Source organism: Marinobacter qingdaonensis (assembly GCF_034555935.1).
GTDB classification, from domain to species: Bacteria; Pseudomonadota; Gammaproteobacteria; order Pseudomonadales; family Oleiphilaceae; genus Marinobacter; species Marinobacter qingdaonensis.
In genome coordinates this window covers 2,552,192-2,575,875 of sequence record NZ_JAYDCJ010000003.1, presented here as the reverse complement: position 1 = coordinate 2,575,875, position 23,684 = coordinate 2,552,192, and the positions used below count along the sequence as shown (strand labels likewise).

The window sequence follows — 23,684 nt, the reverse complement described above, 5'->3', positions numbered from 1 at the left end:
GGTGCAAATACTAGAAGGGGAGGAAAATGGCGGTGGGCCAGGAATACTAACTCACCACCTAAGCACTTGTTTTTCCCGCCTATAAAAAGCAAATTACCTATCAAAAACAGCGCCTTAACGAATTTCATCCTCAAGCACTTGTAACGCAGCGTAGCACCATGTAGCATCGAATGACAACATTTTTTGTGGGCCAAATAGTGGGCTTTTTCGATGCCAAAGATTGCCAAGGAACTTACGCCAATTGAGGTAAAGCGCCTCTCCCACAGGGTAGACCCGAAATCCGGAAAAGCTATTGAGGTCCGCTATCCGGTTGGCGGAGTTTCCGGCCTGCTTCTTAAAGTCACGCCCTCCGGCTCCAAGCTCTGGATACTGAGAACCAAAATCGGAATTAAGCGCCGAGACGTTGGCCTTGGCCCGTACCCAGAGATTTCACTCGCACAGGCGCGAGAGAAAGCCCGTGAGGTGAAAGAAAAGATCCGGGAAGGGGTAGACCCACTGGAAGAGAAACGAGCGTTAAAGCGGGCTCTGCTGGCGGAACAAATCAGCACCCTAACCTTTGTCGCCGCCATGGATGAATACATCAAGATGAAAGAGAAGGAATTCAAAAACCCGAGGCAGGCGCAGCAGTGGAAGAATAGCCTCAATACCTACGCCGTCCCGCACATTGGCAAGGTGCCAGTTCGAGAGATTGAGCTGTCACACATTAAGTTGGTGCTGGATCCGATCTGGGAAACGAAAACCGAGACGGCCAACCGCGTCAGGGCCAGGATCGAGAACATTCTCGGATGGTGCGCAATTCACGGCTATCGGTCCAACGACAACCCTGCTCGGTGGCAGGGCTATCTGGATGAAGTCTATCCATCGCCCGAGAAAATCAAAAAGAAGAATCACCACTCTGCCCTGCCGGTCGAACAGATGCCGGAGTTTATGACTGATTTGCAAAAGCGCACCGGCACAGCGGCCCGCGCTCTCGAGTTCCTGATTCTCACTGCTGCCCGAACCAACGAGGTGATTGGCGACAAGCGCATTGGAAAGCCCGGTGTGACCTGGCAGGAAGTAGACCTCAAGCGAAAGCTGTGGACCGTGCCAGCGGATCGCATGAAATCAGGAAAGGAACACCGCGTCCCGCTGACCGATGCAGCTGTGAAGCTCCTGGAATCCATGGAACTCGGCAAGCCTGAAGCCCTGATTTTTCCGGGGCCAAAGGGGGATATTCCCTCAAACAATTTCCTTTCCGCCTTGCTCAAGCGAATGGATCAGAAAGTAACCGCCCACGGCTTCCGATCCACGTTCAAGGATTGGGCCCGGGAGCACACGGCGTATGCTGACGAGGTTTCGGAGCTCGCCCTAGCCCACGTCAACAGTGACGCCACAAGGGCCGCCTACGCCCGCTCAGAGCTGATAGACAAGCGTCGGCTACTGATGGCGGATTGGGCGCAGTTCTGTTTGCACGGCGAGACCAAGAAAGAATCCGGCAAGGTGGTAGCCATTGGGGAGAGCAAAGCATGAGCAATAAAGAATTGAAACTGCCAGCTCAAAGAACCTACGACTGGTCGTTCGACCCGATCAAGTCCTTTCGCGAAGGAGAAGAGGGAGAGCAGAATAAGACGTTCATCATGACCGGGTTTGATGAAAAACCGATTTCCGATCCTATTCTTTGGGAAGCGGGCAAAAGAGCCTTCGATGTTGTGAGATCAAAGGTGGAAGACGGGGAGATTACTACCGAATCGTTTAAGGAGTTAAGGGAGCGCTATCCCTCGGAGATGGTTAAGGTTTTCAACAGTATGAAGGAGATGTTCGATAAGCTGATTACCGATGGCCGTTTAATACTCTTGTCAGAAGCAGCCGAGCCCATTACGGAGCTTCCACCTATAACCGTTGACCCTAGGGGGTTCTGGGCGCATTCCGCAATCGAGCCCAGCCTGGTGATGCTTGACGACATATGCGAACAACAGTGTTTACAGATGGATATTGAGTGTTTCCCATACGATCGGGAACTTCTAGCGGCCTATTTTACCCTCTCACACCTAGACACTACTCTCATCGGCGTTTCTTTCGGTGATGCTGGAGGGCTCGATTATGACTGGGTAACCCACTGGTTTGAAAAGATCGACGCTTATAACCGCACTAAAAGAAATATAGAACTAAGAGACGAATGCCAAAAAAGGAGGAAATCCCAGTCGATGAATTCTGGGAGACATGCCAAACGAAACGAGGCGGTGCAACTTGTTACGCAAGATTGGAGCAAGAGAAAAAGCGAATTCCGAAGCGCCGAAAAAGCCGGTGTCTATTATGCTGACTGGCTCGAAGCTAGAGGCCATGAATACGAGCCCCGAACAATCACAAACTGGATTCGGAAGTACGCCAAGGACAATGGTATTAAGCTGAGATAGCAGTCTCCACAGGAGACTGTTCTTTATCCATTGGAAACTGCTCTTAGTCCACTGGAGAGGCGTCTCAAGCCGTTCATTCCGCTGGCTAACTGCCCATGTGTTAAACGAAATCACATGAGGCACAACGATGAACCGTGATTTGGCAGAGAAGTATGTTTCGGACTTGGACTTAGCCCTTCGCTACCAAGTCTCCCGTGTCACACCCTGGCGCTGGGCAAAGAAAGGTACGTTCCCCTCCCCTATAAAGCTTGGCCCGAACTGCACCCGCTGGAAGCTCTCAGAGATCGAAGCCTGGGAAGCCAGCAAGGAGGCAGCGGCATGAAAACCAACCAATCCGTTCAGCCCGGCTGGTTCTTCCGAGGCCGCCAGCAATACCTAGCCCTATCCGAAGTACCCCGCACGATGAACCTGACCGCATCGGAAGTAACCGATGCTGTTTCTCTGGGCGAGCTCAGAATCGAGCGTGTTAGCGGCTGCAAAGTCGTCGCACTCGAGGAGCTGTTTAGCTGGATCGAAGAGAGGGAGGGAAAGTAATGACTGAGGAAAAGAAAGCTCCCGCCGGCGGCAACCTGGTCGAGAGCTCAGAAAAAGCACTTGGTACTCACGCGCAGTATAACCACAACCACAGCAGCCTGTTAATCCTCGCCGTGCAATTGAGCCCTCGGCACGTCCGATTGCTTCAGCGGCTCTTGGCTGGCCCCCTGCCCCGGCTCGAAGCCGATCGCGTGGCAGGCACTACCAACGGCCCGGAGTATGTCGGCCAATTGCGGCACGATTTCCTGATTCAGATTAAAACCCAGCGGATTGAAGTGATCGACCGCGACGGCTTCAAGACACGCCCCGGCGTTTACCACCTGAAGCCGGAGTCTCGGGAGAGAGCCCAGGCATTGCTCGATGCCTATGAGGCAAGGAGGGCCGCCGGATGATCCCTACATACCTCTCAGAGCCGCAGGGGTGACGCCCTATGGCGAAAAACAAACCAAGACTCCCCTTCGATAAGAAGGGGGGTGTAGTCGCCATCCAGCGCCGATTACTGGCGTCGGAAGCCTATCTCAATCTGTCGCCCCAAGCGAAAGCACTGATGATGTTATTGCAAACGCATTGGTCCCCCAGAGGGCCGGTGGACTATGGAGTGAGAGAGGCCGAAGCCAAGATCCCATGTTCGCGGAAAACAGCAATGCGGGCCTTCAAGGAGCTCGAGGAGGCAGGCTTCATCGTGAAGATCGACGAAAGCCTTTTCAGCTCCCGGACGCATTCTAAAACCCGGACCTGGCGTCTCACCTGGATGCCGTGTTGGCGACACCGAGAACCAACCAATGATTGGGAGGAAATCTCAGATGACCAAAGCAAGGCAGCATAAAAAAATCATCCGGTGGAATTTCGACACCTGTAGCACCTCCAGAGGTGTCGTTTTTACACCATTGGGCATGATTTCGAGAGTCAGAGGTGTCGTTTTTGACACCTGTAAGCGGGTTTTCGGGAATCCAGAGGTGTCGTTTTTACACCACACCTACTTAAGCCACACCTTATCTTCATTCTTTAGGCTTGGCTGTTGGAATCATGACCGCCAGGAAGGCACACGCGGGTCGAAACCTTCGCAATCCATAGGGGGCTCACAATGACCGTTGACCAGTTCATTCTCACCTATCCGGATCATCCCTTGGCGGGGATCCTGAAAACGATGTACATCCCTGGCCATCAAGACTTCGTGTTGCTCAAAGGCGCAGCCGTTGGAATGGTCATGCTGGCCAAACATGAAAAGCTGTTTCCGGACTCTGTGTGCGACAGCCTGATGGACGACCTCAAGCCCTGGGAGTCCACCCGACCACGAAAACCCAAGCCAAACGAAATCAATTGATCCTGTTTCAGCAATAATCCGAAGCCCCGGCCAAGAACCGGGGTTTTTTATTGCTCATTTATTGGATAAAAAGCAATCTATACTGTGTTTATAACCAGTATTTTGGTATAATTGAGCACATATTGAACAGAGAGGACTACATCATGGCAAGCACCCGTGGCCGCCCACGTGGCAGCCGTAACATCAAGCCGAGCCGCAAGGCCGTCCGTGGCTACTACCAACTCCTTCGCGAGAAGGCAGAACAGGGCGACACCATGGCCGCCGGCTGGCTGGCACAGCTAGACCTCCTCAACCAAAAGGAATCAACGCAATGATTATGAAGCGTAAAAGCGTGACCCAACGGGCTGCCGAGGCAATCAAGGAAAATGCCTCAGCGGTGGATCTGCTGGAGCTTAAGCGAGAGGTGAGCCAACGGATCCAGGAAGTTGAGACCGAGCTCAAGGCCAAAAAGACCGATGTGGAGAACGCCATGGGCACGGGCGACCTTGAGGAACTACGCGCCGTACGTCAGGCGGAGTCGGACCTCGAGGACGAGAGCATGATGCTTCACCGCCAACAGAGCGAACTACACCGGGCGATTAAGATTGCCCAGGGCGAGGAAGCGGTAAAGGCCACCAGCAAGCACCGCAAGACCCTGGATAAAGCACTCGACCAGGCAGCGAAGGCCCAGGCCATGCTAGAGGAATCCAGGCAGATGGCCCGTGAGGTGATCCAGGCTCGCCAGTACGCAGCGCAAATCGGACAGCGCATCACGTTTAACCCCGACACCATCCGCGCTCTGGCCTCCATGACCTACCCCGAGGGCAATCAGAGCAAACAACTAATGATCGAACTCGGCATCCGGGAAGCTATGGAGGCTGCGTAATGAAGATCGAACGAGCAGAAGCGGGCACCCGCTCATGTATGACCGCCTCCGATAAGGCTCAATACACGGGGCTGGCTCGCCACCCTTTGGCCCGGAAGTGGATGTTGGCCCGACTGATTGAGGCCAGGGAGAAGATGGAGGCAGCTGAGACCGAGGAAGCGGGAATGCGGTGGGCGGCTGAAGTCGAGCGCGTATCCGGTGAGCTACGCCGCTGCGGCCTGGACATGGATGCCAGCACATGAAGATCACCGGGCACGCTGCCGTATTCAATAGCCGCTCTGTAGACCTGGGCGGCTTCCGCGAAATCATCGCGCCGGGAGCGTTTGCCCGTACCTTGCGCGATGGTCATCCCGTGTTTGCTGTCCATCACCACAGCATGGCGGATGTTCTCGGATCGACCCGTAGCGGCACCCTGAAGCTGTCCGAGGATAGCCGCGGCTTACACTTCGATCTGGCATTGCCTGACAGCTCATTGGGGCGCGACATCCATGAATTGGTTAGGCGTGGCGACCTCGCCAGCATGTCCTTCTCGTTTTTCATCAATGGCGCAGCTGGCGAGAAGTGGCGCGAAACGTCGAGCGGTGAGATTGAGCGCACATTGATCGATGTGAGCTTGGTGGAGATAAGCACCGTCGCACTGCCGGCCTATCCCGCTAGCACCGTGTCCGCCCGCACCGCTACCCATGACAACCAGGCCGCCCGGAACAGAATGCTTCGACGCTTCATGGCATCGCGGCTAGAGGCGGCGTAAAGGAATGTGTCAGCTGGGATTACTCGGCGAGTGCCCGGCACTTCAGGCAGCCCAAAACCCCGAGAGCTGGTGGGGCCGAACCTCTGAGCGGCCCACGACCAGCACCCCTACTCCCCGGGGGTGTATCGACGATCTCAGGCCTTCCCGGCGAATGCCGCCGCCAAACTTTCGTGTGTTTCCTAACTCACTTCAAAACGTTTTCTATGAGATATCACCAATCAATAGGTATCACAAATTTCATGAGGTAGACCCATGGCTTCTAAGTCACTTGGCCAACTTACGATCGATCTCGTAGCCCGCACGGGTGGTTTTGTTCAGGGTATGGACAAGGCCGAGCGCCAATCCAAAAAATGGCGCAAGCAAGTCGAGCGCGACATGGAGAAAGTCAGCAACGGGCTCATGGCCGTAGGCAAGGCAACAACCGCCGCCACTGCCACTGGGGCCGCTGCCCTAACCGCCCTCACCGTCAGCAGTCTCAAGTCCATCGACGCTCAGAACAAGCTGGCCCGCTCCCTTAACACCACCTACGACTCTGTGACCGCCCTGGGCTTTGCCTTCGATGAATCCGGGGTGAATGGCTACGAGGAATCCTTGGCACGGCTTAACCGTCGCCTGGGGGCCGCTGAGATGGGATCGGGTGAGGCCGCCCAGACCGTGGACGCGCTGAACCTCAATCTGGAAGAACTCTCCGGCCTGGATGCCGATGAACGGGTGGCCCGCATTGCCGACGCGATCCGGGACTCTGGCGCATCGGCTCAGGAAGCCGCCCGGTATGCCCAGCAACTCGGGTTTGAACAGAAGGAAGCCGCGCAATTCTTCATGCAAGGCGGGGATGCGATCCGGGCCTACCGCCAGGAAGTCGAAGCGTTTGGCCTGGCCCTGGACACCGTGGATGCCATCAAGGTCGAGCAAGCGAATGACGCCTTTGGCCGCACCGGCCTGCTAATGGACGCCGTAGGCCAGCAGATGGCCGTGCAGGTCGCCCCGATTGTCTCCGCCGTCTCCGATCTGTTCCTTCAGTCCGCCAAGGATGTGGGCGGCATGGAGGAAGCCGTGGAGGACGGCTTTAACGCCATCATCGAGGCTGCCGGCTTTGTGGCCGATGCCGTGGAAGGGGTGAATCGGGTCATCGACGTAACCGGGAGCGCCGTGGCCATCCTGGGGCTCAACGTCAAAAAGATCCTGCTCACCATCTACCGGGATGCCGTCGAGCTGCCCGTGGAGGCCGCCAATCAGATTATTTCTGCCCTCAATGCCCTGCCCGGGATCGACCTGGATCTGATTGCCCTACCCGGTGACGATATCCGCCAGGAGATTGCCCTGACCAAAGGCGCAATTGAGGAAGGCTGGAACGACATTCACAACACACTGATGGCCCCGCTGCCCTCCACCATGTTCGAGCAATTCGTGGACGAGGCCCGGGAGAAATCCGACGAGGCCGCCAGGCTCACTGAGGAGGCCAACGAGCGTATCCGGTCAGCCATGGGCGTTACCGTTACCCCAAAAGGGCCGATGGCCGGCACAGACGATTCTGAGGGCGCTGGCGGATCGGTCGGCTCTGACACCGGCGGGGAAGATATCGAGCTGTCCTACTGGGACAAGTGGATGGACTCAGCCGAGGAGAACTTGCAGAACTTCGACGAGCTGAGCAAAACCGTTGTCGACAACTTCACCACCGGTTTCGGGAATGCGTTTGAGTCGGTCATCTTTGATGCCCAGACCCTGGATGATGCGCTCGAGGGGATTGGCGAAACTATCCTACGCTCTGTCGTTAACTCCATCGGTCAGATGGCGGCCCAATGGCTGGCGCTGCAAGCGGTACAAGCGGTCATGGGATCCAGTGCCACCACGGCATCGATTGCTCAGGCCGAAACCGTAGGCGCGGCATGGGCCGGCCCTGCCGCCATGGCAGCACTGGCGACGGGTGGCGCGAACGTTGGCCCCGCGTCCGCGGCGCTCCTTACCACGACAACACTTGCTAAGGGCCTGTCCCTCACTGGCATGGCTCACGACGGCATCGACCGAGTACCACGCGAAGGGACATGGTTGCTGGACAAGGACGAGCGCGTGTTAACTGCACCACAGGCGGATAACCTGGATGCGTTCTTGGCATCGGAGAGGATGCGTGGTGCCTCCACTGACGCCCCGATCGTGAACATCACCGAGAACCCGGACAAGGCCGGCTCAGTGCAGGCCAGGCAGAACGATAACGGGCAATGGGTAATCGATGTGGTGGTTGCTGATGCGCTTAATGGTGGCAGAGCGTCGAAAACGTACGAATCGGTTTACGGAATGAGACGGCAGGGCCGCTGATTTAGGGCCCAATGGGCAGGGGGTGGCATCGCTAACGGTGAGCCCCCGAACCTAGACCGTGCAACCAGGAATATTTATCTCCCCACAAAATTCACATTCCGGACTTACCTTTTACTATCTGGAAACACAGAGATAGGCAGCTACACTTTTGCGTGAGCCATTCAAGGAGGATACTCATGCGATACGATGCGATCGTTGCCGGAACCGGCTTTGAAGGAAGGGCCAATAAGATCAGGCTGTGTGCAAAACCTGGAACTGAGATTGTTCTCTCTCCTGAGCCCAACAACCCCTATGATCCCAACGCCATCGCGGTCTATCTAAAAGTCCGGGGCTGGTACAGCTTGTTTATGAAAGTCGAAGTGCAGATCGGCTACATCAAGAAGAGACTGGCAGCGAGCTTAACCAAGAGACTGGCCGAGGGCGGGCAGATTTTGGCAGCGGAAGTGAAAAGCCTCTATCTCCCGCTAGACCACCCCAGAGTGACCATCGCCATCTATACAGATTGGTGACAGTGAAATAAGAGAAGGCAAAGCCCCGGGAGACCGGGGCCCTATGCTGGCTGGCCTTACCCCTTCCAGGGCTCTGGATCGTTTGTTAGGAGCTCCATAGCCCCAGCCGCGGCACTCTGGTACTCCCTGGCCTTCTCCGCCATTGCAGTAATCAAAACGTCCTCAGAATCGGAGTGCTGGTAGGTGCGAGGATTTGCCAGCGCAATCATCAAAACCTCCGCTTCCAGCATCCGCTCTCGGATCTGCTCGAGCACAGTTTCCCTATTACGGCTGGGATCATGACTTTGGGTCCGGTCAATCTCCGGCAGAAGCAATAGCTCAGACTCAAATGGTCTATTCATTGGAGCGCTATCATCCCTAATCCAGATTGGCGACTCGTCTGAATCGACACAACCATTGCCAAAGTCGTGGCCGCGAAATCGGTAAACAATCGCGCCGGTTTCTTTGCACTTGCCGAAGTATTTTTCGCAGTTGGAATTGATTGGGGATGCTGCTGAAATCATCATGTACGCCTCCGTTTTTCGGTTAGGAATGAAGCGCAATGAGGATGTGGGCCGCGTTGGGGGCCAGAGCTGATTTTGGAGGGTAAGAAACTGATTTAGAAGGGAAAATGGCGGTGGGCCAGGGATTCGAACCCCGGGAAGGCTATTAACCTTCGGCGGTTTTCAAGACCGCTGCATTCAGCCACTCTGCCAGCCCACCAATTTTCCATTGCCGCCGTCTCGACAGCGGTGTGCATGATACCGGAATTGCCTGCGCTGTCAACGCCCTGCATAAAACCGACCGGACTTTCCAACATTACGGGCTTTTAATGGAATCCGCGGCACAGATTCTTGTCGTAAACGATTGAAAGTTGCGTTTCTGACACTATGATGGGAAACAGTATCCAGACGTTTTTAACGGAGATCACAATGGAAGACAGACGATTCGGCGTTCAGAACACCCAGAGTGCCTATTCTGCCCCTCAGACAGAGCGTGCGACCACGGGTATCAGCGCTGATGCAATGAAGGTGCTGCGTAACACCTACATGCTGCTGGGCATGACCCTGGCCTTCTCGGCCGTGACCGCGTTCTTCAACATGAACGGCACTCACCCCGGCTTTCTGATCACCATTGTCGGGTACATCGGCCTGCTGTTCGCGACCTACAAGCTCAAGAATAGCCCCTGGGGTATCGTGACCACCTTCGCTCTGACCGGCTTCATGGGATACACCCTGGGGCCAATCATCGGCGCATTCGTGGCCGCAGGCGCGTCCCAGATTGTCGCCCAGGCCCTGACCTTGACCGCGGTTGCCTTCGTCGGCCTGTCCGCCACCGCGATCATCACCAAGAAGGACTTCAGCTTCCTGTCCAGCTTCCTGACCGCAGGCGCGTTCGTGCTGATTGGCGCGATGCTGCTGGCCTTCTTCATGGAAAGCTCGGTTCTGCACCTGGCGGTGTCTGCTGGCTTCACCATCTTTGCCTCGATCATGATTCTGTTCGAGACCAGTCAGATCATCAAAGGCGGCGAGCGTAACTACATCATCGCGACCGTCGGTCTGTACGTCTCGATCTACAACCTGTTCGTGAGCCTGCTGCACCTGCTCTCCGCCTTTAGCGGCGAAGACTGAGCCCGGCTCCGCACCGTTGCAATAAGCCCCGGCCCTTGCCGGGGCTTTTGCTTTCAGTACACTTAAATTTTCACCCGACCACGACACCATGACCGATACCGACCAGCATTCCTTTACCCTGGTAATCACCGGCGCGCCCTATTCGTCCCAGGCGCCGCAGACGGCACTCAGTTTCGCCAGGGCGGCGGTAGCCGCGCGCCATCGCATCGACCGGGTGTTTCTCTACGGTGACGGCGTCCACCTCGCCTCGGCGCTCGTCACACCGCCATCGGACGAGACCCACTGGCCGAACGCCTGGGCCCGGTTTCTGACGGACCACAAGGTCGCGGGCATCGCCTGCATCGCCTCAGCGCTCCGGCGCGGGCTGGTGGACGAAGGCGAACAGAAACGTTACGAACTGACCGCCAGCAACCTGCTATCACCATTCAGCATTGCTGGACTCGGCGAATGGGTGGAAGGCACCGTCAAGTCCACCAGAACGCTCTACTTCCACGGGGGGTAACGAGGCATGGGCATGCTCATCGTGATAGACCAACCTGCCTACGGCACCTGGGCCGGCCGTGAGGCGCTGGACATGGCCTTTTCCCTGGCGGCCTTCGACCAGCCGGTCTCCCTGCTGTTCACCGGTGCTGGCGTCAGCTGGCTGCGCAAGGATCAGGATCCGGCGGGCATTGACCAGAAATCCGTGGCCAAGAACCTGGCGGCCGCGCCGGTGTTCGGGATTGAGGCGGTGATGGCCGATCGGGCCTCCTGCCAGCGGCTCGGCTTGGACGCCGGAGACATGGCAGCGGGTGTCACCCTGGTCGACGCCGATGCGCAACTTTTGTCCCAGTTCGATCAAACCGCCTTTTCAGCCTGACCTGACCGCTGCGCCCCAACCCATAGGAATGAACGTGATCCATACCCTGCACATCCTGAACAAGACCCCGGAGCACCCCCGTTTTCGTGAATGCCTGGGCATGCTCGGGCCCGACGATGCGCTGGCCCTGACCGAGAACGGCGTGCTGGCCCTGGCCGGCGGCCAGCCTTTTGGCCTGGAGCGGGTCTACGCCCTGCGTACGGACCTGTCTGCCCGGGGCTTGTCGGCCACGGGCGCGACCGTGCAGCCAATCGACTATCCTGATTTAGTGGAACTGACCCTCGAAGCCAAACGCGTAATCAGCTGGTGAGCAATGACCAAACCGACGCAACCGATACGGAATAACGAAGGGTTTCTGGAAGATGCCGACGCCTGGCGGCCGGACGTGGCCTTGGAGATCGCCGCGGAGGACAGCTTGACTCTCGATGAAAATCACTGGGAAATCATTTACTTCCTGCGTGATTTTTATGAAGAGCATGAAATGTCGCCGCCCTCCAATCGGCTGTTTGTCAAAGCGGTGAAAGAGGCGTTTGGCGAGGAGAAAGGCAACAGCATCTACCTGATGCAACTGTTTCCAGGAACGCCGGCGAAAACAGCCTGCCGGATTGCGGGATTGCCCCGCCCCACCAACTGCTTGTAGCGCCGAGTTAGTCCGCGGGGGACTCGCCCCGCGGCCGACCTGATGCCTTTCGCTCCAGGTCGGCGGCACTGCCCAGAAAACTGCTCAGGCCATTTTCGAACAAGCCGGACCCGAATTTCAGAAATTGTCGGGTCGATTCCTTGACCGTGGCGCCGTCCAGGGCGTTCTCTGGCAATTCCCGCAGGGCCTCGGCGGCGCCCCGCTTAACACCCGTGGCGACTCGGGCTTCGACCGTCTCCGTGGCGGCAATCAGCTCCGCAACTTTGCGGTCAAGGTGCGGACGAATCACCCACCGCCAAAAACCGAACAGCACCAAACCAACGGTCGCTGCCGTCGCCAGAACCTGGCCCAACAACCATTCCCATGCCGGCATCCCGACGCTCCTCGCCCCAGGGGCTCCGATAAATTAGCCGCCCCAATACATCAGGGCAAAGAACTGCGCAAAACCCGCCAGCGCGCCGAACACGCCGCCGACAAACATCAGCCGAACCTCTTCCTCCCGGAATGCCGGACGGAGAATGTCCTGGAATTCGCTGGGCCGCAGCGCCTTCATCTGACTGGACAGCACCTCGGCCACTACCGGCGCCCGCTCTCGATTGAAGCCCGGATCGCTGAACACATCCCTTGTCGCCAGCACGGCCTTCTGGTTCATCGCTTTTTTCAGCTCGGTGTAGCCGGTCATGCCCACAGTGACCTGGGCCGTCAGCTTCATCACCGCCGAGTTGTCGAGCAGCGGCCGCAGATGCTTCTGGATGATGGCCCGGGTGCGATCGCCGTGGCGACCATTGAGCATGGCGTCAGCGACCTTCTCGACCGTGATCAGCTCTTCCGCCACCAGTCGCGCCCAAACCTCGCTGATTTCCGGCTGACGGCGCAAAAACAGCCCCTGGATACGCCAGAACAGGATGCGTCGGGGTCGCACTGGGGCAAAGATAAGATTGATCGCGATCCAGTTGGTCACAAAGCCCACCGCGAAACCGCCCAGGGGCAGCAGCCAGGGCTCGGGATAGCGGGTCCAGAGTGGCACCAGCGCGGCGCCGAGCAGACCACCGATCACCGCACCGCGGTTGATCACCGACTGCAACTCCACGGCACCGGCCTGCTTGAATATCCGGTTCATCAGATCCGGGTGCTTGACCAGCTCCCGACTGAGCAGGGCCTTGAGATCCACGAGATCGTCCAGGTCGTCGCCGAAGTCCTCAACCAGCTCCTCGACCCGGGATGGCAATTGCTCACGCGCCCACTGGTAGATCCGGCGGCGCAGGAATAACGGGAGGTTGTCCCAGAGCACCGGCTGGATCTCATACATGACCTCGTCGATGTACTCATCGAGGCGGGGCGTTACTTGGGAGATAATCTGTTCAACGATGCGTTGGGGTTCAAGCTTGCGGTAGACCGAATTGAGATCGCCAAACTGCTGCAGGGTGCGATCAATGCAGATGTGGGCCATTTTCTCCGCCTTGCGCGGAATAACACCCTGCCAGCCGATGACACCCACGCCCATGAACTGGACCGGGTAGAACGACATCTGTATCGCCAGCCAGTTGGTAAACCAGCCAACGACCGCCGCCATGGCGGGCAATGATAAAAGCGCAAGGTCGAGCAAATGAAACCCCGAAATCAGGAACGAACAGCCAGCGAGCAAAAAGCACCATACCGACGACCGGTTGCACCATGGTAACAACGGCGTTGCTCAGTGTATGTGACTGATTCTGGGATATTTGAAAGGATTCAACATTGGCCGCACCGCCTCGACGGGGGCGCTGATGCGGCAGTAAGGAATGCGCACGCCGTGCGCGTCCCTCCCACCGCGTTTTCCAGTACCACGGCGGCCGGCCACCGGGGGGATTACTGGTAGTAGGCGTTCTCGGTGTTGGAGTGGTCGGTCACATCCCGAACCGCGGTGATCTCCGGCACCCGCTCCTTGAGGGTGGTCTCGACACCCTGCTTCAGGGTCAGACTGACTGCGGAGCAGCCCTGGCAACCGCCACCGAAGCGCAGTACCGCGACCGACTCATCCACGATTTCCACCAGCGACACGTCACCGCCGTGGGCCGCCAGGTTGGGATTGATTTCCGAAGCCAGGACGTAGTTGACCCGGTCCGGTAGAGGCGCGTCGTCGTCCACCTTGGGAACCTTGGCGTTGGGCGCCTTGATGGTCAATTGACCGCCCATCTGGTCCTTGGAGTAGTCAACGAAGGCTTCCTCAAGGAACGGAACCGAGTTGTGGTCCAGGTACAGGGTGAACTTGCCCAGGTCCAGCTGCTCGTCGGTGGGAACCACTTCGTTGGGCGGGCAGTAGGCCAGACAGGTCTCGGCGTTCTTGGTGCCGGGCTGGGTCACGAAGATACGAACGCCCATGCCTTCTACATCCTGCTTGTCGATCAGTTGCGCAAGATAATCCCGTGCGGGATCTGTCACAGTAACCAGTGCCATGTTTTCAACCCATTTGAAAGTTTGAATTTATTTTAAGGGACTTCGTCAGAACATGAAAGACCAAGTAAAATACTAGGTCTTTCTGCAGGTACAGACTTTTACCTACGACGGGGTGACGCAATGGGCTGCCGGAACAGTCCAAGATAATCGTGATTCGTACTAAGACGGGCCCCGGCATTTTTGCTATGATCCCGCGCCATTGGCACAAATACGACGTTACAAACGACACCCGGAAGTATTGATATGACCGATCGCAACACCCGTCTGGAACAACTCCACAAGGCCTTGCAAGAGCGCATCGTGGTCCTTGATGGCGGTATGGGCACCATGATCCAGAACCTGAAGCTGGACGAACAGGCGTTCCGCGGCGATCGGTTTGCCGACTACGATCGGGAAGTCCAGGGCAACAACGACCTGCTCAACCTGACCCAACCCGCCCTGCTCCGCACCATTCACGCCGATTACCTGGACGCCGGCGCCGACATCATCGAGACCAACACCTTCAACTCCACCCAGTTGTCCCAGGCGGATTACGGCCTGGAGTCGATTGCCAAGGAATTGAACGTGGCGGCGGCGCAACTGGCCCGCGACGTTGCCGACGAGTTCACCGCCCGCAATCCGGACAAGCCGCGCTTCGTGGCCGGCGCGGTTGGGCCGACGTCACGCACCGCCTCCATCTCGCCGGACGTCAACAACCCGGGCTACCGCAATGTGGATTTCCAGACTCTGGTGGACAACTACTACGAGGCGGTGGAAGGCCTGGTCGAGGGCGGCTGTGACCTGATCCTGATCGAGACCATTTTTGACACCCTGAACGCCAAAGCCGCCATCTACGCGACCCAGCAGTACTTCGAAGACGCCGGCGTCGAGCTGCCGATCATGATTTCCGGCACCATCACCGATGCCTCCGGTCGCACCCTCTCCGGTCAGACCACAGAAGCATTCTGGAACTCGGTCGCCCACGCCAAGCCAATTTCGGTCGGCCTGAACTGCGCCCTGGGTGCCGACGCCCTGCGTCCTTATGTAGAAGAGCTGTCGGCCAAGGCCGAAACCTTCGTCAGCGCGCACCCCAACGCCGGTCTGCCCAACGAATTTGGCGAATACGACCAGACGCCCGAGGAGATGGCCGAGATCATCGAGGGCTTCGCCCGGGACGGCTTCCTTAACATCATCGGGGGCTGCTGCGGCTCTCGCCCCGACCACATCGAAGCCATCGCCAACGCCGTTGCCAAATACCCACCGCGCGCGATCCCCGACCGCAAAAAGGCCCTGCGCCTGTCCGGGCTGGAGCCCTTCACCGGCGACGAGAACACCCTGTTCATCAACGTGGGTGAGCGCACCAACGTCACCGGCTCCAAGCGCTTCCTGCGCCTGATCAAGGAAGAGCAGTACGAGGAAGCCCTGAGCGTGGCCCGGGACCAGGTGGAAAACGGCGCCCAGATCATCGACATCAACATGGACGAGGGCATGCTCGAGTCCAAAGATGTCATGGTGACCTTCCTGAACCTGGTGGCCTCGGAGCCGGACATCTCCCGGGTACCGATCATGATCGACTCCTCCAAGTGGGAGGTGATCGAAGCCGGCCTGCGCTGCATTCAGGGCAAAGCCGTGGTGAACTCCATCAGCCTGAAGGAAGGCGAGGACGAGTTCATCAAGCGTGCCCGGGACTGCATGCGCTATGGTGCCGCCGTGGTGGTCATGGCCTTTGACGAGCAGGGCCAGGCCGACACTTACGAGCGCAAGACCGAGATCTGCCAGCGCTCCTACGAGGTGTTGACTGGCATTGGCTTCAACCCGGCCGACATCATTTTTGACCCCAACATCTTCGCCATCGCCACCGGGATCGAGGAGCACAACAACTACGCCGTCGATTTCATCGAGGCGACCCGCTGGATCAAGACCAACCTGCCCCACGCCTCCATTTCCGGTGGCGTCAGTAACGTGTCTTTCTCGTTCCGGGGCAACGACGTGGTGCGCGAGGCCATCCACTCGGTGTTCCTCTACCACGCCATCAAGGCCGGCATGAACATGGGGATCGTGAACCCGGGCCAGCTGGTGATCTACGATGAGATTGACCCCGAGCTTAAGGAGCGGGTCGAGGACGTGGTCCTCAACCGTCGGGACGACGCCACCGACCGGCTGCTGGAGATTGCCGAGCGCTTCAAGGGCAAAGGTGGCAAGACCCAGGAAGAGGACCTGGCCTGGCGCGAGTGGCCGGTGAAAAAGCGGCTCGAGCATGCGCTGGTCAAGGGCATCACCACCTACATCGTCGAGGACACCGAGGCCTGCCGGCTGAATGCCAGCCGTCCCATCGAGGTCATCGAAGGCCCGCTGATGGCCGGCATGAACGTGGTTGGCGACCTGTTTGGCGACGGCAAGATGTTCCTGCCCCAGGTCGTCAAGAGCGCCCGGGTCATGAAACAGGCGGTGGCCCACCTGATTCCGTTCATTGAGGCGGAAAAGACCGAGGACCAGAAGGCCAAGGGCAAGATTCTCATGGCCACCGTTAAAGGCGACGTACACGATATCGGCAAGAACATCGTCGGCGTGGTCCTGCAGTGTAACAACTACGAGGTCATCGACCTGGGCGTGATGGTGCCCTGCGACAAGATCCTGGAGACTGCGAAAGCGGAGAACGTCGACATCATCGGGCTCAGCGGCCTGATTACCCCATCCCTGGACGAGATGGTCCACGTGGCCCGGGAAATGCAGCGGCTCGACTTCAATATTCCGCTGATGATCGGTGGCGCCACCACCTCCAAGGCGCACACTGCCGTCAAGATTGAACCTCAGTACAAGAACGACATTGCACTGTACGTGTCCGATGCCTCCCGCTGCGTCAACGTGGCCTCCCAGCTGCTGAGTTCCACCGGCAAGCCCAATTTGGTGGATGCCGCCCGCACTGAGTACGATGAAATTCGCGAGCGCCGCAAGAACCGGGGCGAGCGCACCAAGCTGGTGTCCCTGGACCAGGCCCGCGAACGTGCCCCGAGCATCGACTTTACCGACTACACACCGCCCAAGCCCGCGTTCACCGGGATCAAGGTCTTTGACGACTATGACCTGAACGAGCTGGTGGACTACATCGACTGGACTCCCTTCTTCATCTCCTGGGACATGTCCGGCAAGTACCCCGGTATTTTCGACGACCCCAAGCGTGGCGAAGCCGCGCGCACGCTGTTTGACGACGCTCAGAAGATCCTGCGACAGATGATCGACCAGAAACGGGTCAAGGCCCGCGGCGTGATCGGCTTCTGGCCGGCCCATCGGCGTGGCGACGACATCGTTGTGTACCGGGACGACAGCCTGAGCGAGGAACTCACCACCCTGCACCACCTGCGCCAGCAGGACGAGAAAGCACCGGGCAAGCCGATGATGGCATTGTCCGACTTTGTCGCCCCGGAGGGTTCGGAGCAGATCGATTACGTGGGCGGTTTCGCGGTGACCACCGGCATTGGCGCCGAGGAGTTTTCCCTGGAATTCAAGGATCGCAACGACGACTACAACGCGATCATGGTCAAGGCCCTGGCCGACCGGCTCGCGGAGGCCTTCGCCGAGCGCATGCACGAGCGGGTCCGGAAGGAATTCTGGGGTTATGCTTCCGAAGAAGGCCTGAGCAACGAGGATCTGATCAAGGAACGCTACCGGGGCATTCGTCCGGCGCCGGGCTATCCGGCCTGTCCTGAGCACACCGAAAAGGGAACCCTGTTCGAATTGCTGGAAGCGACCGCCACGACCGGCATTGAGTTGACCGAGCATTTCGCGATGTTCCCGGCCGCGGCTGTATCCGGCTGGTACTTCGCCCACCCCCAGGCAAAATACTTTGCGGTCGGGAAAATTGGCGCAGACCAGGTGGAAGACTATGCTGAACGCAAAGGCGTCACCAAAGCGGAAGCGGAACGCTGGCTGGCACCGAGCCTGGCCTACGATCCTGCGGAGTGACACTCGGGGCGGCGCCGTCACCTGAAGCGAGTGCAGCAATGACCGGCCAATCCAAGACCGACGACAAGCAACACCGGACCAGTCCCGGGGTTCTGAAAGTCATGCAGAGTATTCTCGCCGGCGCGTTCGGCGTCCAGTCGGACAAGCGCCGGGAAGAGGATTTCTCAAGCCACAGCCCCTGGCCCTATATCATCGCCGGGGTGCTGTTCACCGCAGGCTTTGTGGTGGGGCTGATTCTGATCGTGCAGATGGTGCTGGCGAACCAGTAAGCTACTGGCCGGAAACCCAGACCACAGCGAACGCGACCACAAGCAGTACCAGCAATACAGCTGCTACAGCGTCAACCTGGCTGTCTGAATGCGCGGATTTTTTCATCGTGCTTCCTCGTTGGATGCTGTACTCGTCAAATTATTGTTATTAAGGGAGGCGCCGGACGCACGGCCCGAGCCTCCTTTCAGTAAAGCCCCAAACCCCCGATTCGTCCAGTTTCCCGCCCGGGCTGTATATCGCCTCAATCGATAAACATATTTAGAAATAATCATTTTAAGAATAATAGCGCGGTGATATCCTGCCGGGCAGATATAAGGCCCGCCCCTGGCCGGCCGTCACGACGCTTTGAATCAGGACGTTCCCTATGTACGTATACGATGAACACGATCGGCAAATTGCCGCCGAACGGGTTGCCCAATTCCGGGATCAAACCGAGCGAGCCCTGGCCGGTGAGCTTGCCGAGGAAGAATTTCTCCCGCTGCGCCTGCAGAACGGGCTCTACGTTCAGCGTCTGGCGCCCATGCTGCGGATTGCCGTGCCTTACGGCATGCTGCGCTCTGATCAGTTGCGCCGCCTGGCCCGCATCAGCCGGGATTACGACAAGGGCTACGCCCATTTCACCACCCGGCAGAACGTTCAGCTGAACTGGCCGGAACTGGAAGATGTGCCTGACATTCTGTCGGAACTGGCGGAAGTGGAAATGCACGCCAACCAGACCAGCGGCAATTGCATCCGTAACACCACCACCGATCAGTTTTCCGGCGTTCAGTCGGATGAAATCGCCGATCCTCGGCCCTACTGCGAGATCATCCGCCAGTGGTCGACCTTCCATCCGGAATTCGCGTTTCTGCCACGGAAGTTCAAGGTCGCGGTGAACGCGTCCGAGAAAACCGACCGCGCCGCCATTCAGGTCCACGACATCGGCCTGCAGATGGTTCGCAACGACGCCGGCGAACTCGGTTTCCGGGTGCACGTGGGCGGCGGCCTGGGCCGTACCCCGATGGTTGGGCCGGTAATCCGGGAGTTCCTGCCGGAACTGGACCTGCTGACCTATCTGGAAGCGGTACTGCGGGTGTACAACCGCTACGGCCGTCGCGACAACAAGTTCAAGGCCCGGATCAAGATCCTGGTCAAGGCCCTGACCCCGGAAGGCTTCGCCGAGAAGGTCGAGGCTGAGTGGGAGCATATAAAGGACTCCCCGACCCGGCTGACCCCGGACGCCATTGACCGAATCCAGGGCTTCTTCACCGAGCCGGCCTACGCCGCTCTGGATAATGCCACCGACCTGCTGGCCAAGCAGCGCTTCGAGAACCGGGACTTTGACCAGTGGCTGAGCCACAACGTCGATACCCACAAAAAGCCCGGGTACGCCATCGTAACCCTGACCATCAAGGAAACCGGCACACCGCCGGGCGACGTCACCGATCGCCAGCTGGAACAGATTGCCGATCTGGCGGACCAGTACAGCTTCGGCGAGGTGCGGGTTACCCACCAGCAGAACGTCGTGCTGGCCGACGTGCGTCAGGATCAGCTGTTTGAACTCTGGCAGGCCCTGGTGCCCAAAGGGTTTGGCACCGCCAACCTGAACACTCTGACCGACGTGATCTGCTGCCCCGGTGGCGACTACTGCGCCCTGGCCAACGCCAAATCGATTCCGGTGGCGGAAGCCATCCAGCGCCGCTTTGACGACCTGGACTTCCTGTACGACCTGGGCAACATCGACCTGAACATCTCCGGTTGCATGAACGCCTGTGGCCACCACCACGTAGGCAACATTGGCGTGCTGGGGGTCGACAAGAAAGGCGAGGAGTTCTACCAGATCAGCCTGGGCGGTTCGTCCCACCACGACGCCACCATTGGCAAGATTCTCGGGCCGTCGTTCGCCCGCGAGGACATGCCGGACGTCATCGCCAAAATCATTGATGTGTACGTCGACAAGCGGACCGAGGAAGAAACCTTCCTCGACACCTACCGTCGCGTTGGAATTGATCCTTTCAAGGAGCGGGTCTATGCCTGAAGTAATTTCCCACGATGGCAGCATCCGTCAGGATGACTGGCTGGTTGTTGCCCGGCCGGCGGAAGGCGAGTCGCTGGACATTCCGGCCCAGCAGAACGCCCTGATCCCGGCCGACCTCTGGGTTGCCGGTTACGAGCACTTTGCCGGTCGCGCCGACATCGGCGTCTGGTTCGACAGCCACGACGAGCCCGAGATCCTGGCCGACAAGGTCAACGAGCTGCCGGTGATCGCCGTCAATTTCCCCAAGTTCAGCGACGGACGCGGCTACAGCATCGCCCGGCTGCTGCGCGAACGTTTTGGTTACAGCAACGAGCTGCGCGCCATTGGCGACGTGCTGCTGGACCAGCTTCAGTTCATGAAGCGTTGCGGTTTCGACAGCTACGCCCTGCGTCCGGACAAGGACATCAACAAGGCGGCCCGCTGCCTGAACTTCTTCAGCCAGGGCTACCAGGCGGCGACCGACACGGATCAACCCCTGTTCCGGCGTCGCGCGTCCTGATAGGACGCACCGTCAGACACAAAAAAAGCCTGCCATGACGGCAGGCTTTTTTCGTTTCGGGTGGCCAATAACGCGGCCCCGCCCTCAGCGCTGGTGATCGAGTACGATCTTACCGGCCGAGGCCCCCTCGAGAAACGCTTTCAGGGCCGAGTCCAGCTCACCCCGACCGATGTCCCGGGCCGATGCCTCGGTGGCCGTGCAGGCCCAATCCTGAGACAGCTTGCCCCAGACCTGGCGCTTGTCCGCCAGGGGGATTTCCACCGAGTCGACGCCGAGCAGATTGACCCCGCGCAGAATGAACGGCAAGACCGTGGTTGGCAGCTGCGGGCCGGCAACCAGGCCACAGCAGGCCACCGAACCACCGGGCTGGATCTGCTTCAGCAGCTCTGCCAGCGGATTACCACCCACGGTATCCACGGCATTGGCAAAGACCGGTTTCACCAGCGGCTTCTTGGATTCCGCCAGGGCGTCGCGACCGACCACCTCGTTCGCGCCCAGCCGCTTGAGTTCGGCTTCGTGCTCGGCTTTGCCGCTGATGGCCACGACGTCGAAGCCCAGCTTGGCCAGCAGCTCCACCGCGACACTGCCAACCGCACCGCTGGCACCGGAAACCGCCACCGGCCCTTGCTCGGGGGCGGCGCCCATGGTCAACAGCTTCTGGACGCAAAGACCGGCGGTCAGGCCCGCCGTGCCATAGATCATGGCGGTCCGGGCATTCCAGCCCGCCGGCATGGGCACGCACCAGGCCGCCGGCACCCGGATGAATTCGCCGAACCCGCCATCGGTGTTCATCCCCAGGTCAAAACCGGTCACGATCACCTGGCTACCCGGGGTGAAGTTGGCCACCGCTGACTCGACCACCTCTCCGGCGGCATCGACGCCCGGGGTATGGGGATAGCTGCGGGTCACCCCCTTGTTACCGGACGCCGACAGCGCGTCCTTGTAATTCAGGGAGGAGTGGGAAACCCGAATCAGTACCTCGCCATCCGGCAGGTCCGCGGTGTTCAGGGTCTGCTCGCGGCCGACGTAGGCGCCGTCCTGCTCTTCAACCCGCCAGGCTTTGTACTCGGTGTTCGCTGTCATCGTTGTTCCCCACCCTTGTTGTGCTAGTGAATGTTCTGGTTCCTAAATGCGCTCAACACCCGCCACACGGTATGCTCAAGCGCAGCGCTGGTTGCCAGGCCAAGCTTCTCGGGCAGCGAGCGCTTGCGCTGGTACGCCACCGAGACTACGTCGGCGCGATCACAGGCCTCAATCAGATATTCGTCTGAGGTCTTGATCTCGTCGATCAGGTTCACATCCAGCGCCCGCTTGCCGAACCAGATGTCGCCGTTGGCCACGGCACCGATGTCGACACTGGGCCGACGTTCACTGACGTATTCCTTGAACAGCACATGGGTGTCCTCAAGGTCTTCGAGGAATTTCTGACGCCCCTTGTCGGTGTTTTCACCAAACACCGTCATGGTCCGCTTATGCTCGCCGGCGGTCAGCACCTCGAAATCGACGTCGTTTTTCTTGAGCAGGCGATGGAAATTCGGCAGTTGGGCGACCACGCCAATCGACCCCAGGATGGCGAACGGCGAGGCCACGATCCGGTCGGCAACACAGGCCATCATGTAGCCGCCACTGGCGGCGACCTTGTCGACGCACGCGGTCAATTTAATGCCCTTGCTCCGGACGCGGTCGAGCTGGGCGGCCGCCAAACCATAGGAGTGCACCAGCCCGCCGCCGCTTTCCAGGCGAATGACCACTTCGTCGCGCTCGGCATCAGCCACGCTGAGTACCGCGGTGATGGCACGGCGCAGAGGGTCGGTGTCGCTGGCTTTGATATCGCCATCGAAATCCAGCACGAACACTCGGGCGGTTGGCTCCCGGGCCTCCGCGCCGTCTTTGTGCTGGGCCTTCTCTGCCTTCTTCCTGGCTTTCTCTTCCTTCTTGCGGGCCTTGGCAAAGGCCTTGCGTTCGGAACCCGACATCAATCTGGCCTGAATGGCCTCCCGCAGCTTGGTGTACTTCTCATTCAGCTTGCGAATTTTCAGTTCGCCGTCGCTGCCGTGGTCCTCGCGATCTTTCTGGGCCGAGGCGACGATGACCGCCACGACCACGATGACGGCCACGGCGAAGGTGACAACCTTGGCGAGGAACAAACCGTATTCTGTCAGGAACTCCAAAGTGCTTCTCCAGATGGTATTGAAAACAACAGAGTGTAACTTACCGAATTTAGGGTGATAAGCAGAACGAAAAAATTAAAACAAGCGTTCGACCGAGCTTGACACTTGCAGACTCTAACCATAAAGTCGGATGGCGAGTCGGCTCCAGACCCACAGCCCCGATCAGGCTCCAAGAGCCAGGGACATTGAAGCCGTCACCATGACAAGACAACCATCAAAAGGGTAGAACAATGTCTGTAGCTCAGGTATTCGAACAGCTCGAACAGAACTTCAACGCAGACGCCGCACAGGGCCTGGATCTGGTTTTCCAGTTCGACATCGAAGACGACAAGACCTATCACCTGGTCATCAACGATGGCACCTGCAAACTGCACGAAGGCGCCCACGACGATCCTTCTGTCACCCTGATCATGAACTCTGAGACTCTGCAGGGTATCGTATCCGGCGAGACTGACGGCATGCAGGCGTTCATGGCCGGTCAGCTGCGTGCTGAAGGCGACATGATGCTGGCTACCAAGCTGGGCGAACTGTTCAAGATGGGCTGATTGCTC

At 58.7% G+C, this 23,684-nt stretch carries 29 protein-coding genes and 1 tRNA gene; 23 read left to right on the top strand and 7 right to left on the bottom strand.

Annotation, left to right across the window (positions count from 1 at the left end):
- Positions 1-210 precede the first annotated feature (210 nt).
- The 13 genes from U5822_RS14995 (at position 211) to U5822_RS14940 (ending at position 8,689) form a co-directional block, all read left to right on the top strand.
- Entirely contained in the window at positions 211-1,509 is a 1,299-nt protein-coding gene (locus tag U5822_RS14995) for a tyrosine-type recombinase/integrase (protein ID WP_322856415.1), read from the top strand.
- On the top strand, positions 1,506-2,393 hold the full coding sequence (locus tag U5822_RS14990; RefSeq protein WP_322856414.1) for a hypothetical protein: 888 nt from the start codon (positions 1,506-1,508) through the stop codon (positions 2,391-2,393). The genes U5822_RS14995 and U5822_RS14990 overlap by 4 nt, the downstream gene beginning before the upstream one ends.
- A gap of 127 nt (positions 2,394-2,520) precedes the next feature.
- Complete coding sequence (locus U5822_RS18385) at positions 2,521-2,715, top strand: helix-turn-helix transcriptional regulator (RefSeq protein WP_425259270.1); 195 nt, start codon at positions 2,521-2,523, stop codon at positions 2,713-2,715.
- Positions 2,712-2,927 carry a hypothetical protein gene (locus tag U5822_RS14985; protein WP_322856413.1) on the top strand — a complete coding sequence of 72 codons (216 nt, stop codon included), beginning with the start codon at positions 2,712-2,714 and terminating at the stop codon, positions 2,925-2,927. The genes U5822_RS18385 and U5822_RS14985 overlap by 4 nt, the downstream gene beginning before the upstream one ends.
- Positions 2,927-3,319 (top strand): hypothetical protein, encoded by a 393-nt coding sequence (locus U5822_RS14980; protein WP_322856412.1) that lies wholly within the window; start codon positions 2,927-2,929, stop codon positions 3,317-3,319. The genes U5822_RS14985 and U5822_RS14980 overlap by 1 nt, the downstream gene beginning before the upstream one ends.
- 38 nt (positions 3,320-3,357) lie before the next feature.
- Complete coding sequence (locus tag U5822_RS14975) at positions 3,358-3,753, top strand: helix-turn-helix domain-containing protein (protein ID WP_322856411.1); 396 nt, start codon at positions 3,358-3,360, stop codon at positions 3,751-3,753.
- 258 nt (positions 3,754-4,011) lie between these two features.
- Positions 4,012-4,251, top strand: a complete 240-nt coding sequence (locus U5822_RS14970; RefSeq protein WP_322856410.1) for a hypothetical protein — start codon at positions 4,012-4,014, stop codon at positions 4,249-4,251.
- 143 nt (positions 4,252-4,394) lie between these two features.
- Positions 4,395-4,565 carry a hypothetical protein gene (locus U5822_RS14965; RefSeq protein ID WP_322856409.1) on the top strand — a complete coding sequence of 57 codons (171 nt, stop codon included), beginning with the start codon at positions 4,395-4,397 and terminating at the stop codon, positions 4,563-4,565.
- Complete coding sequence (locus U5822_RS14960) at positions 4,562-5,116, top strand: hypothetical protein (RefSeq protein ID WP_322856408.1); 555 nt, start codon at positions 4,562-4,564, stop codon at positions 5,114-5,116. The genes U5822_RS14965 and U5822_RS14960 overlap by 4 nt, the downstream gene beginning before the upstream one ends.
- Complete coding sequence (locus tag U5822_RS14955) at positions 5,116-5,358, top strand: hypothetical protein (protein ID WP_322856407.1); 243 nt, start codon at positions 5,116-5,118, stop codon at positions 5,356-5,358. Before U5822_RS14960 ends, U5822_RS14955 begins: the two co-directional genes overlap by 1 nt.
- Positions 5,355-5,867, top strand: coding sequence for an HK97 family phage prohead protease (locus U5822_RS14950; RefSeq protein ID WP_322856406.1), 513 nt, complete (start codon positions 5,355-5,357; stop codon positions 5,865-5,867). The genes U5822_RS14955 and U5822_RS14950 overlap by 4 nt, the downstream gene beginning before the upstream one ends.
- A 252-nt stretch (positions 5,868-6,119) precedes the next feature.
- Positions 6,120-8,180 (top strand): hypothetical protein, encoded by a 2,061-nt coding sequence (locus tag U5822_RS14945; RefSeq protein ID WP_322856405.1) that lies wholly within the window; start codon positions 6,120-6,122, stop codon positions 8,178-8,180.
- Between the two features lie 176 nt (positions 8,181-8,356).
- A complete protein-coding gene (locus U5822_RS14940; RefSeq protein ID WP_322856404.1) occupies positions 8,357-8,689 on the top strand; it encodes an HIRAN domain-containing protein in 333 nt (110 codons plus the stop codon).
- A gap of 56 nt (positions 8,690-8,745) precedes the next feature.
- On the opposite strand, the gene U5822_RS14935 is transcribed toward U5822_RS14940, so the two are convergent.
- Together U5822_RS14935 and U5822_RS14930 are read right to left on the bottom strand one after the other, a co-directional pair.
- The gene (locus U5822_RS14935; RefSeq protein ID WP_322856403.1) at positions 8,746-9,195 is read right to left on the bottom strand and encodes a hypothetical protein; all 450 of its coding nucleotides are present in this window, start codon (positions 9,193-9,195) and stop codon (positions 8,746-8,748) included.
- 105 nt (positions 9,196-9,300) lie between these two features.
- Positions 9,301-9,391: transfer RNA gene (locus U5822_RS14930), tRNA-Ser, on the bottom strand.
- A 209-nt stretch (positions 9,392-9,600) separates the two neighbouring features.
- Between U5822_RS14930 and U5822_RS14925 the strand changes: the two genes are divergently transcribed.
- From U5822_RS14925 to U5822_RS14905, 5 genes are all read left to right on the top strand, one after another.
- Positions 9,601-10,299 (top strand): Bax inhibitor-1/YccA family protein, encoded by a 699-nt coding sequence (locus tag U5822_RS14925; protein WP_322856402.1) that lies wholly within the window; start codon positions 9,601-9,603, stop codon positions 10,297-10,299.
- Positions 10,300-10,387: 88 nt separating this feature from the next.
- Positions 10,388-10,801, top strand: a complete 414-nt coding sequence (gene tusD, locus U5822_RS14920) for a sulfurtransferase complex subunit TusD (RefSeq protein ID WP_322856401.1) — start codon at positions 10,388-10,390, stop codon at positions 10,799-10,801.
- Between the two features lie 6 nt (positions 10,802-10,807).
- Positions 10,808-11,158 carry a DsrE family protein gene (locus U5822_RS14915; protein ID WP_322856400.1) on the top strand — a complete coding sequence of 117 codons (351 nt, stop codon included), beginning with the start codon at positions 10,808-10,810 and terminating at the stop codon, positions 11,156-11,158.
- Between the two features lie 28 nt (positions 11,159-11,186).
- Positions 11,187-11,468 (top strand): sulfurtransferase complex subunit TusB, encoded by a 282-nt coding sequence (gene tusB / locus U5822_RS14910; protein WP_322856399.1) that lies wholly within the window; start codon positions 11,187-11,189, stop codon positions 11,466-11,468.
- Positions 11,469-11,471: 3 nt separating this feature from the next.
- Positions 11,472-11,798 (top strand): TusE/DsrC/DsvC family sulfur relay protein, encoded by a 327-nt coding sequence (locus U5822_RS14905; protein WP_322856398.1) that lies wholly within the window; start codon positions 11,472-11,474, stop codon positions 11,796-11,798.
- Between the two features lie 7 nt (positions 11,799-11,805).
- Here U5822_RS14905 and U5822_RS14900 read toward each other — a convergent pair whose 3' ends face one another.
- The 3 genes from U5822_RS14900 to nfuA all read right to left on the bottom strand — a co-directional run bounded on the left by U5822_RS14900 (position 11,806) and on the right by nfuA (position 14,234).
- Positions 11,806-12,171, bottom strand: a complete 366-nt coding sequence (locus tag U5822_RS14900; protein ID WP_322856397.1) for a hypothetical protein — start codon at positions 12,169-12,171, stop codon at positions 11,806-11,808.
- Positions 12,172-12,204: 33 nt separating this feature from the next.
- A complete protein-coding gene (locus U5822_RS14895; RefSeq protein ID WP_322856396.1) occupies positions 12,205-13,371 on the bottom strand; it encodes a hypothetical protein in 1,167 nt (388 codons plus the stop codon).
- Positions 13,372-13,646: 275 nt separating this feature from the next.
- Positions 13,647-14,234, bottom strand: coding sequence for a Fe-S biogenesis protein NfuA (gene nfuA / locus U5822_RS14890; protein WP_322856395.1), 588 nt, complete (start codon positions 14,232-14,234; stop codon positions 13,647-13,649).
- Between the two features lie 243 nt (positions 14,235-14,477).
- On the opposite strand from nfuA, the gene metH reads away from it, so the two are divergent.
- The 4 genes from metH (at position 14,478) to U5822_RS14870 (ending at position 20,962) form a co-directional block, all read left to right on the top strand.
- Positions 14,478-18,176, top strand: coding sequence for a methionine synthase (gene metH / locus U5822_RS14885; RefSeq protein WP_322856394.1), 3,699 nt, complete (start codon positions 14,478-14,480; stop codon positions 18,174-18,176).
- Positions 18,177-18,214: 38 nt separating this feature from the next.
- Positions 18,215-18,445, top strand: coding sequence for a DUF2970 domain-containing protein (locus tag U5822_RS14880; protein ID WP_322856393.1), 231 nt, complete (start codon positions 18,215-18,217; stop codon positions 18,443-18,445).
- A gap of 365 nt (positions 18,446-18,810) precedes the next feature.
- Positions 18,811-20,463 carry a nitrite/sulfite reductase gene (locus U5822_RS14875; protein WP_322856392.1) on the top strand — a complete coding sequence of 551 codons (1,653 nt, stop codon included), beginning with the start codon at positions 18,811-18,813 and terminating at the stop codon, positions 20,461-20,463.
- On the top strand, positions 20,456-20,962 hold the full coding sequence (locus U5822_RS14870) for a DUF934 domain-containing protein (RefSeq protein ID WP_322856391.1): 507 nt from the start codon (positions 20,456-20,458) through the stop codon (positions 20,960-20,962). Before U5822_RS14875 ends, U5822_RS14870 begins: the two co-directional genes overlap by 8 nt.
- An 84-nt stretch (positions 20,963-21,046) precedes the next feature.
- Here U5822_RS14870 and U5822_RS14865 read toward each other — a convergent pair whose 3' ends face one another.
- Together U5822_RS14865 and sohB are read right to left on the bottom strand one after the other, a co-directional pair.
- Positions 21,047-22,045 carry a YhdH/YhfP family quinone oxidoreductase gene (locus U5822_RS14865; protein ID WP_322856390.1) on the bottom strand — a complete coding sequence of 333 codons (999 nt, stop codon included), beginning with the start codon at positions 22,043-22,045 and terminating at the stop codon, positions 21,047-21,049.
- A 23-nt stretch (positions 22,046-22,068) separates the two neighbouring features.
- Positions 22,069-23,133 carry a protease SohB gene (sohB, locus tag U5822_RS14860; RefSeq protein WP_322856389.1) on the bottom strand — a complete coding sequence of 355 codons (1,065 nt, stop codon included), beginning with the start codon at positions 23,131-23,133 and terminating at the stop codon, positions 22,069-22,071.
- 230 nt (positions 23,134-23,363) lie between these two features.
- Between sohB and U5822_RS14855 the strand changes: the two genes are divergently transcribed.
- A complete protein-coding gene (locus U5822_RS14855) occupies positions 23,364-23,678 on the top strand; it encodes an SCP2 sterol-binding domain-containing protein (protein WP_322856388.1) in 315 nt (104 codons plus the stop codon).
- Positions 23,679-23,684 lie beyond the last annotated feature (6 nt).

Excerpts from the sequence above, each read along its gene's own strand:
- U5822_RS14995 (WP_322856415.1), top strand. The coding sequence starts at position 211 with ATGCCAAAGATTGCCAAGGAACTTACGCCAATTGAGGTAAAGCGCCTC.
- U5822_RS14990 (WP_322856414.1), top strand. The coding sequence starts at position 1,506 with ATGAGCAATAAAGAATTGAAACTGCCAGCTCAAAGAACCTACGACTGG.
- U5822_RS18385 (WP_425259270.1), top strand. The coding sequence starts at position 2,521 with ATGAACCGTGATTTGGCAGAGAAGTATGTTTCGGACTTGGACTTAGCC.
- U5822_RS14985 (WP_322856413.1), top strand. The coding sequence starts at position 2,712 with ATGAAAACCAACCAATCCGTTCAGCCCGGCTGGTTCTTCCGAGGCCGC.
- U5822_RS14980 (WP_322856412.1), top strand. The coding sequence starts at position 2,927 with ATGACTGAGGAAAAGAAAGCTCCCGCCGGCGGCAACCTGGTCGAGAGC.
- U5822_RS14975 (WP_322856411.1), top strand. The coding sequence starts at position 3,358 with ATGGCGAAAAACAAACCAAGACTCCCCTTCGATAAGAAGGGGGGTGTA.
- U5822_RS14970 (WP_322856410.1), top strand. The coding sequence starts at position 4,012 with ATGACCGTTGACCAGTTCATTCTCACCTATCCGGATCATCCCTTGGCG.
- U5822_RS14965 (WP_322856409.1), top strand. The coding sequence starts at position 4,395 with ATGGCAAGCACCCGTGGCCGCCCACGTGGCAGCCGTAACATCAAGCCG.
- U5822_RS14960 (WP_322856408.1), top strand. The coding sequence starts at position 4,562 with ATGATTATGAAGCGTAAAAGCGTGACCCAACGGGCTGCCGAGGCAATC.
- U5822_RS14955 (WP_322856407.1), top strand. The coding sequence starts at position 5,116 with ATGAAGATCGAACGAGCAGAAGCGGGCACCCGCTCATGTATGACCGCC.
- U5822_RS14950 (WP_322856406.1), top strand. The coding sequence starts at position 5,355 with ATGAAGATCACCGGGCACGCTGCCGTATTCAATAGCCGCTCTGTAGAC.
- U5822_RS14945 (WP_322856405.1), top strand. The coding sequence starts at position 6,120 with ATGGCTTCTAAGTCACTTGGCCAACTTACGATCGATCTCGTAGCCCGC.
- U5822_RS14940 (WP_322856404.1), top strand. The coding sequence starts at position 8,357 with ATGCGATACGATGCGATCGTTGCCGGAACCGGCTTTGAAGGAAGGGCC.
- U5822_RS14935 (WP_322856403.1), bottom strand. The coding sequence starts at position 9,195 with ATGATGATTTCAGCAGCATCCCCAATCAATTCCAACTGCGAAAAATAC.
- U5822_RS14925 (WP_322856402.1), top strand. The coding sequence starts at position 9,601 with ATGGAAGACAGACGATTCGGCGTTCAGAACACCCAGAGTGCCTATTCT.
- tusD (WP_322856401.1), top strand. The coding sequence starts at position 10,388 with ATGACCGATACCGACCAGCATTCCTTTACCCTGGTAATCACCGGCGCG.
- U5822_RS14915 (WP_322856400.1), top strand. The coding sequence starts at position 10,808 with ATGGGCATGCTCATCGTGATAGACCAACCTGCCTACGGCACCTGGGCC.
- tusB (WP_322856399.1), top strand. The coding sequence starts at position 11,187 with ATGAACGTGATCCATACCCTGCACATCCTGAACAAGACCCCGGAGCAC.
- U5822_RS14905 (WP_322856398.1), top strand. The coding sequence starts at position 11,472 with ATGACCAAACCGACGCAACCGATACGGAATAACGAAGGGTTTCTGGAA.
- U5822_RS14900 (WP_322856397.1), bottom strand. The coding sequence starts at position 12,171 with ATGCCGGCATGGGAATGGTTGTTGGGCCAGGTTCTGGCGACGGCAGCG.
- U5822_RS14895 (WP_322856396.1), bottom strand. The coding sequence starts at position 13,371 with ATGGCGGCGGTCGTTGGCTGGTTTACCAACTGGCTGGCGATACAGATG.
- nfuA (WP_322856395.1), bottom strand. The coding sequence starts at position 14,234 with ATGGCACTGGTTACTGTGACAGATCCCGCACGGGATTATCTTGCGCAA.
- metH (WP_322856394.1), top strand. The coding sequence starts at position 14,478 with ATGACCGATCGCAACACCCGTCTGGAACAACTCCACAAGGCCTTGCAA.
- U5822_RS14880 (WP_322856393.1), top strand. The coding sequence starts at position 18,215 with ATGACCGGCCAATCCAAGACCGACGACAAGCAACACCGGACCAGTCCC.
- U5822_RS14875 (WP_322856392.1), top strand. The coding sequence starts at position 18,811 with ATGTACGTATACGATGAACACGATCGGCAAATTGCCGCCGAACGGGTT.
- U5822_RS14870 (WP_322856391.1), top strand. The coding sequence starts at position 20,456 with ATGCCTGAAGTAATTTCCCACGATGGCAGCATCCGTCAGGATGACTGG.
- U5822_RS14865 (WP_322856390.1), bottom strand. The coding sequence starts at position 22,045 with ATGACAGCGAACACCGAGTACAAAGCCTGGCGGGTTGAAGAGCAGGAC.
- U5822_RS14855 (WP_322856388.1), top strand. The coding sequence starts at position 23,364 with ATGTCTGTAGCTCAGGTATTCGAACAGCTCGAACAGAACTTCAACGCA.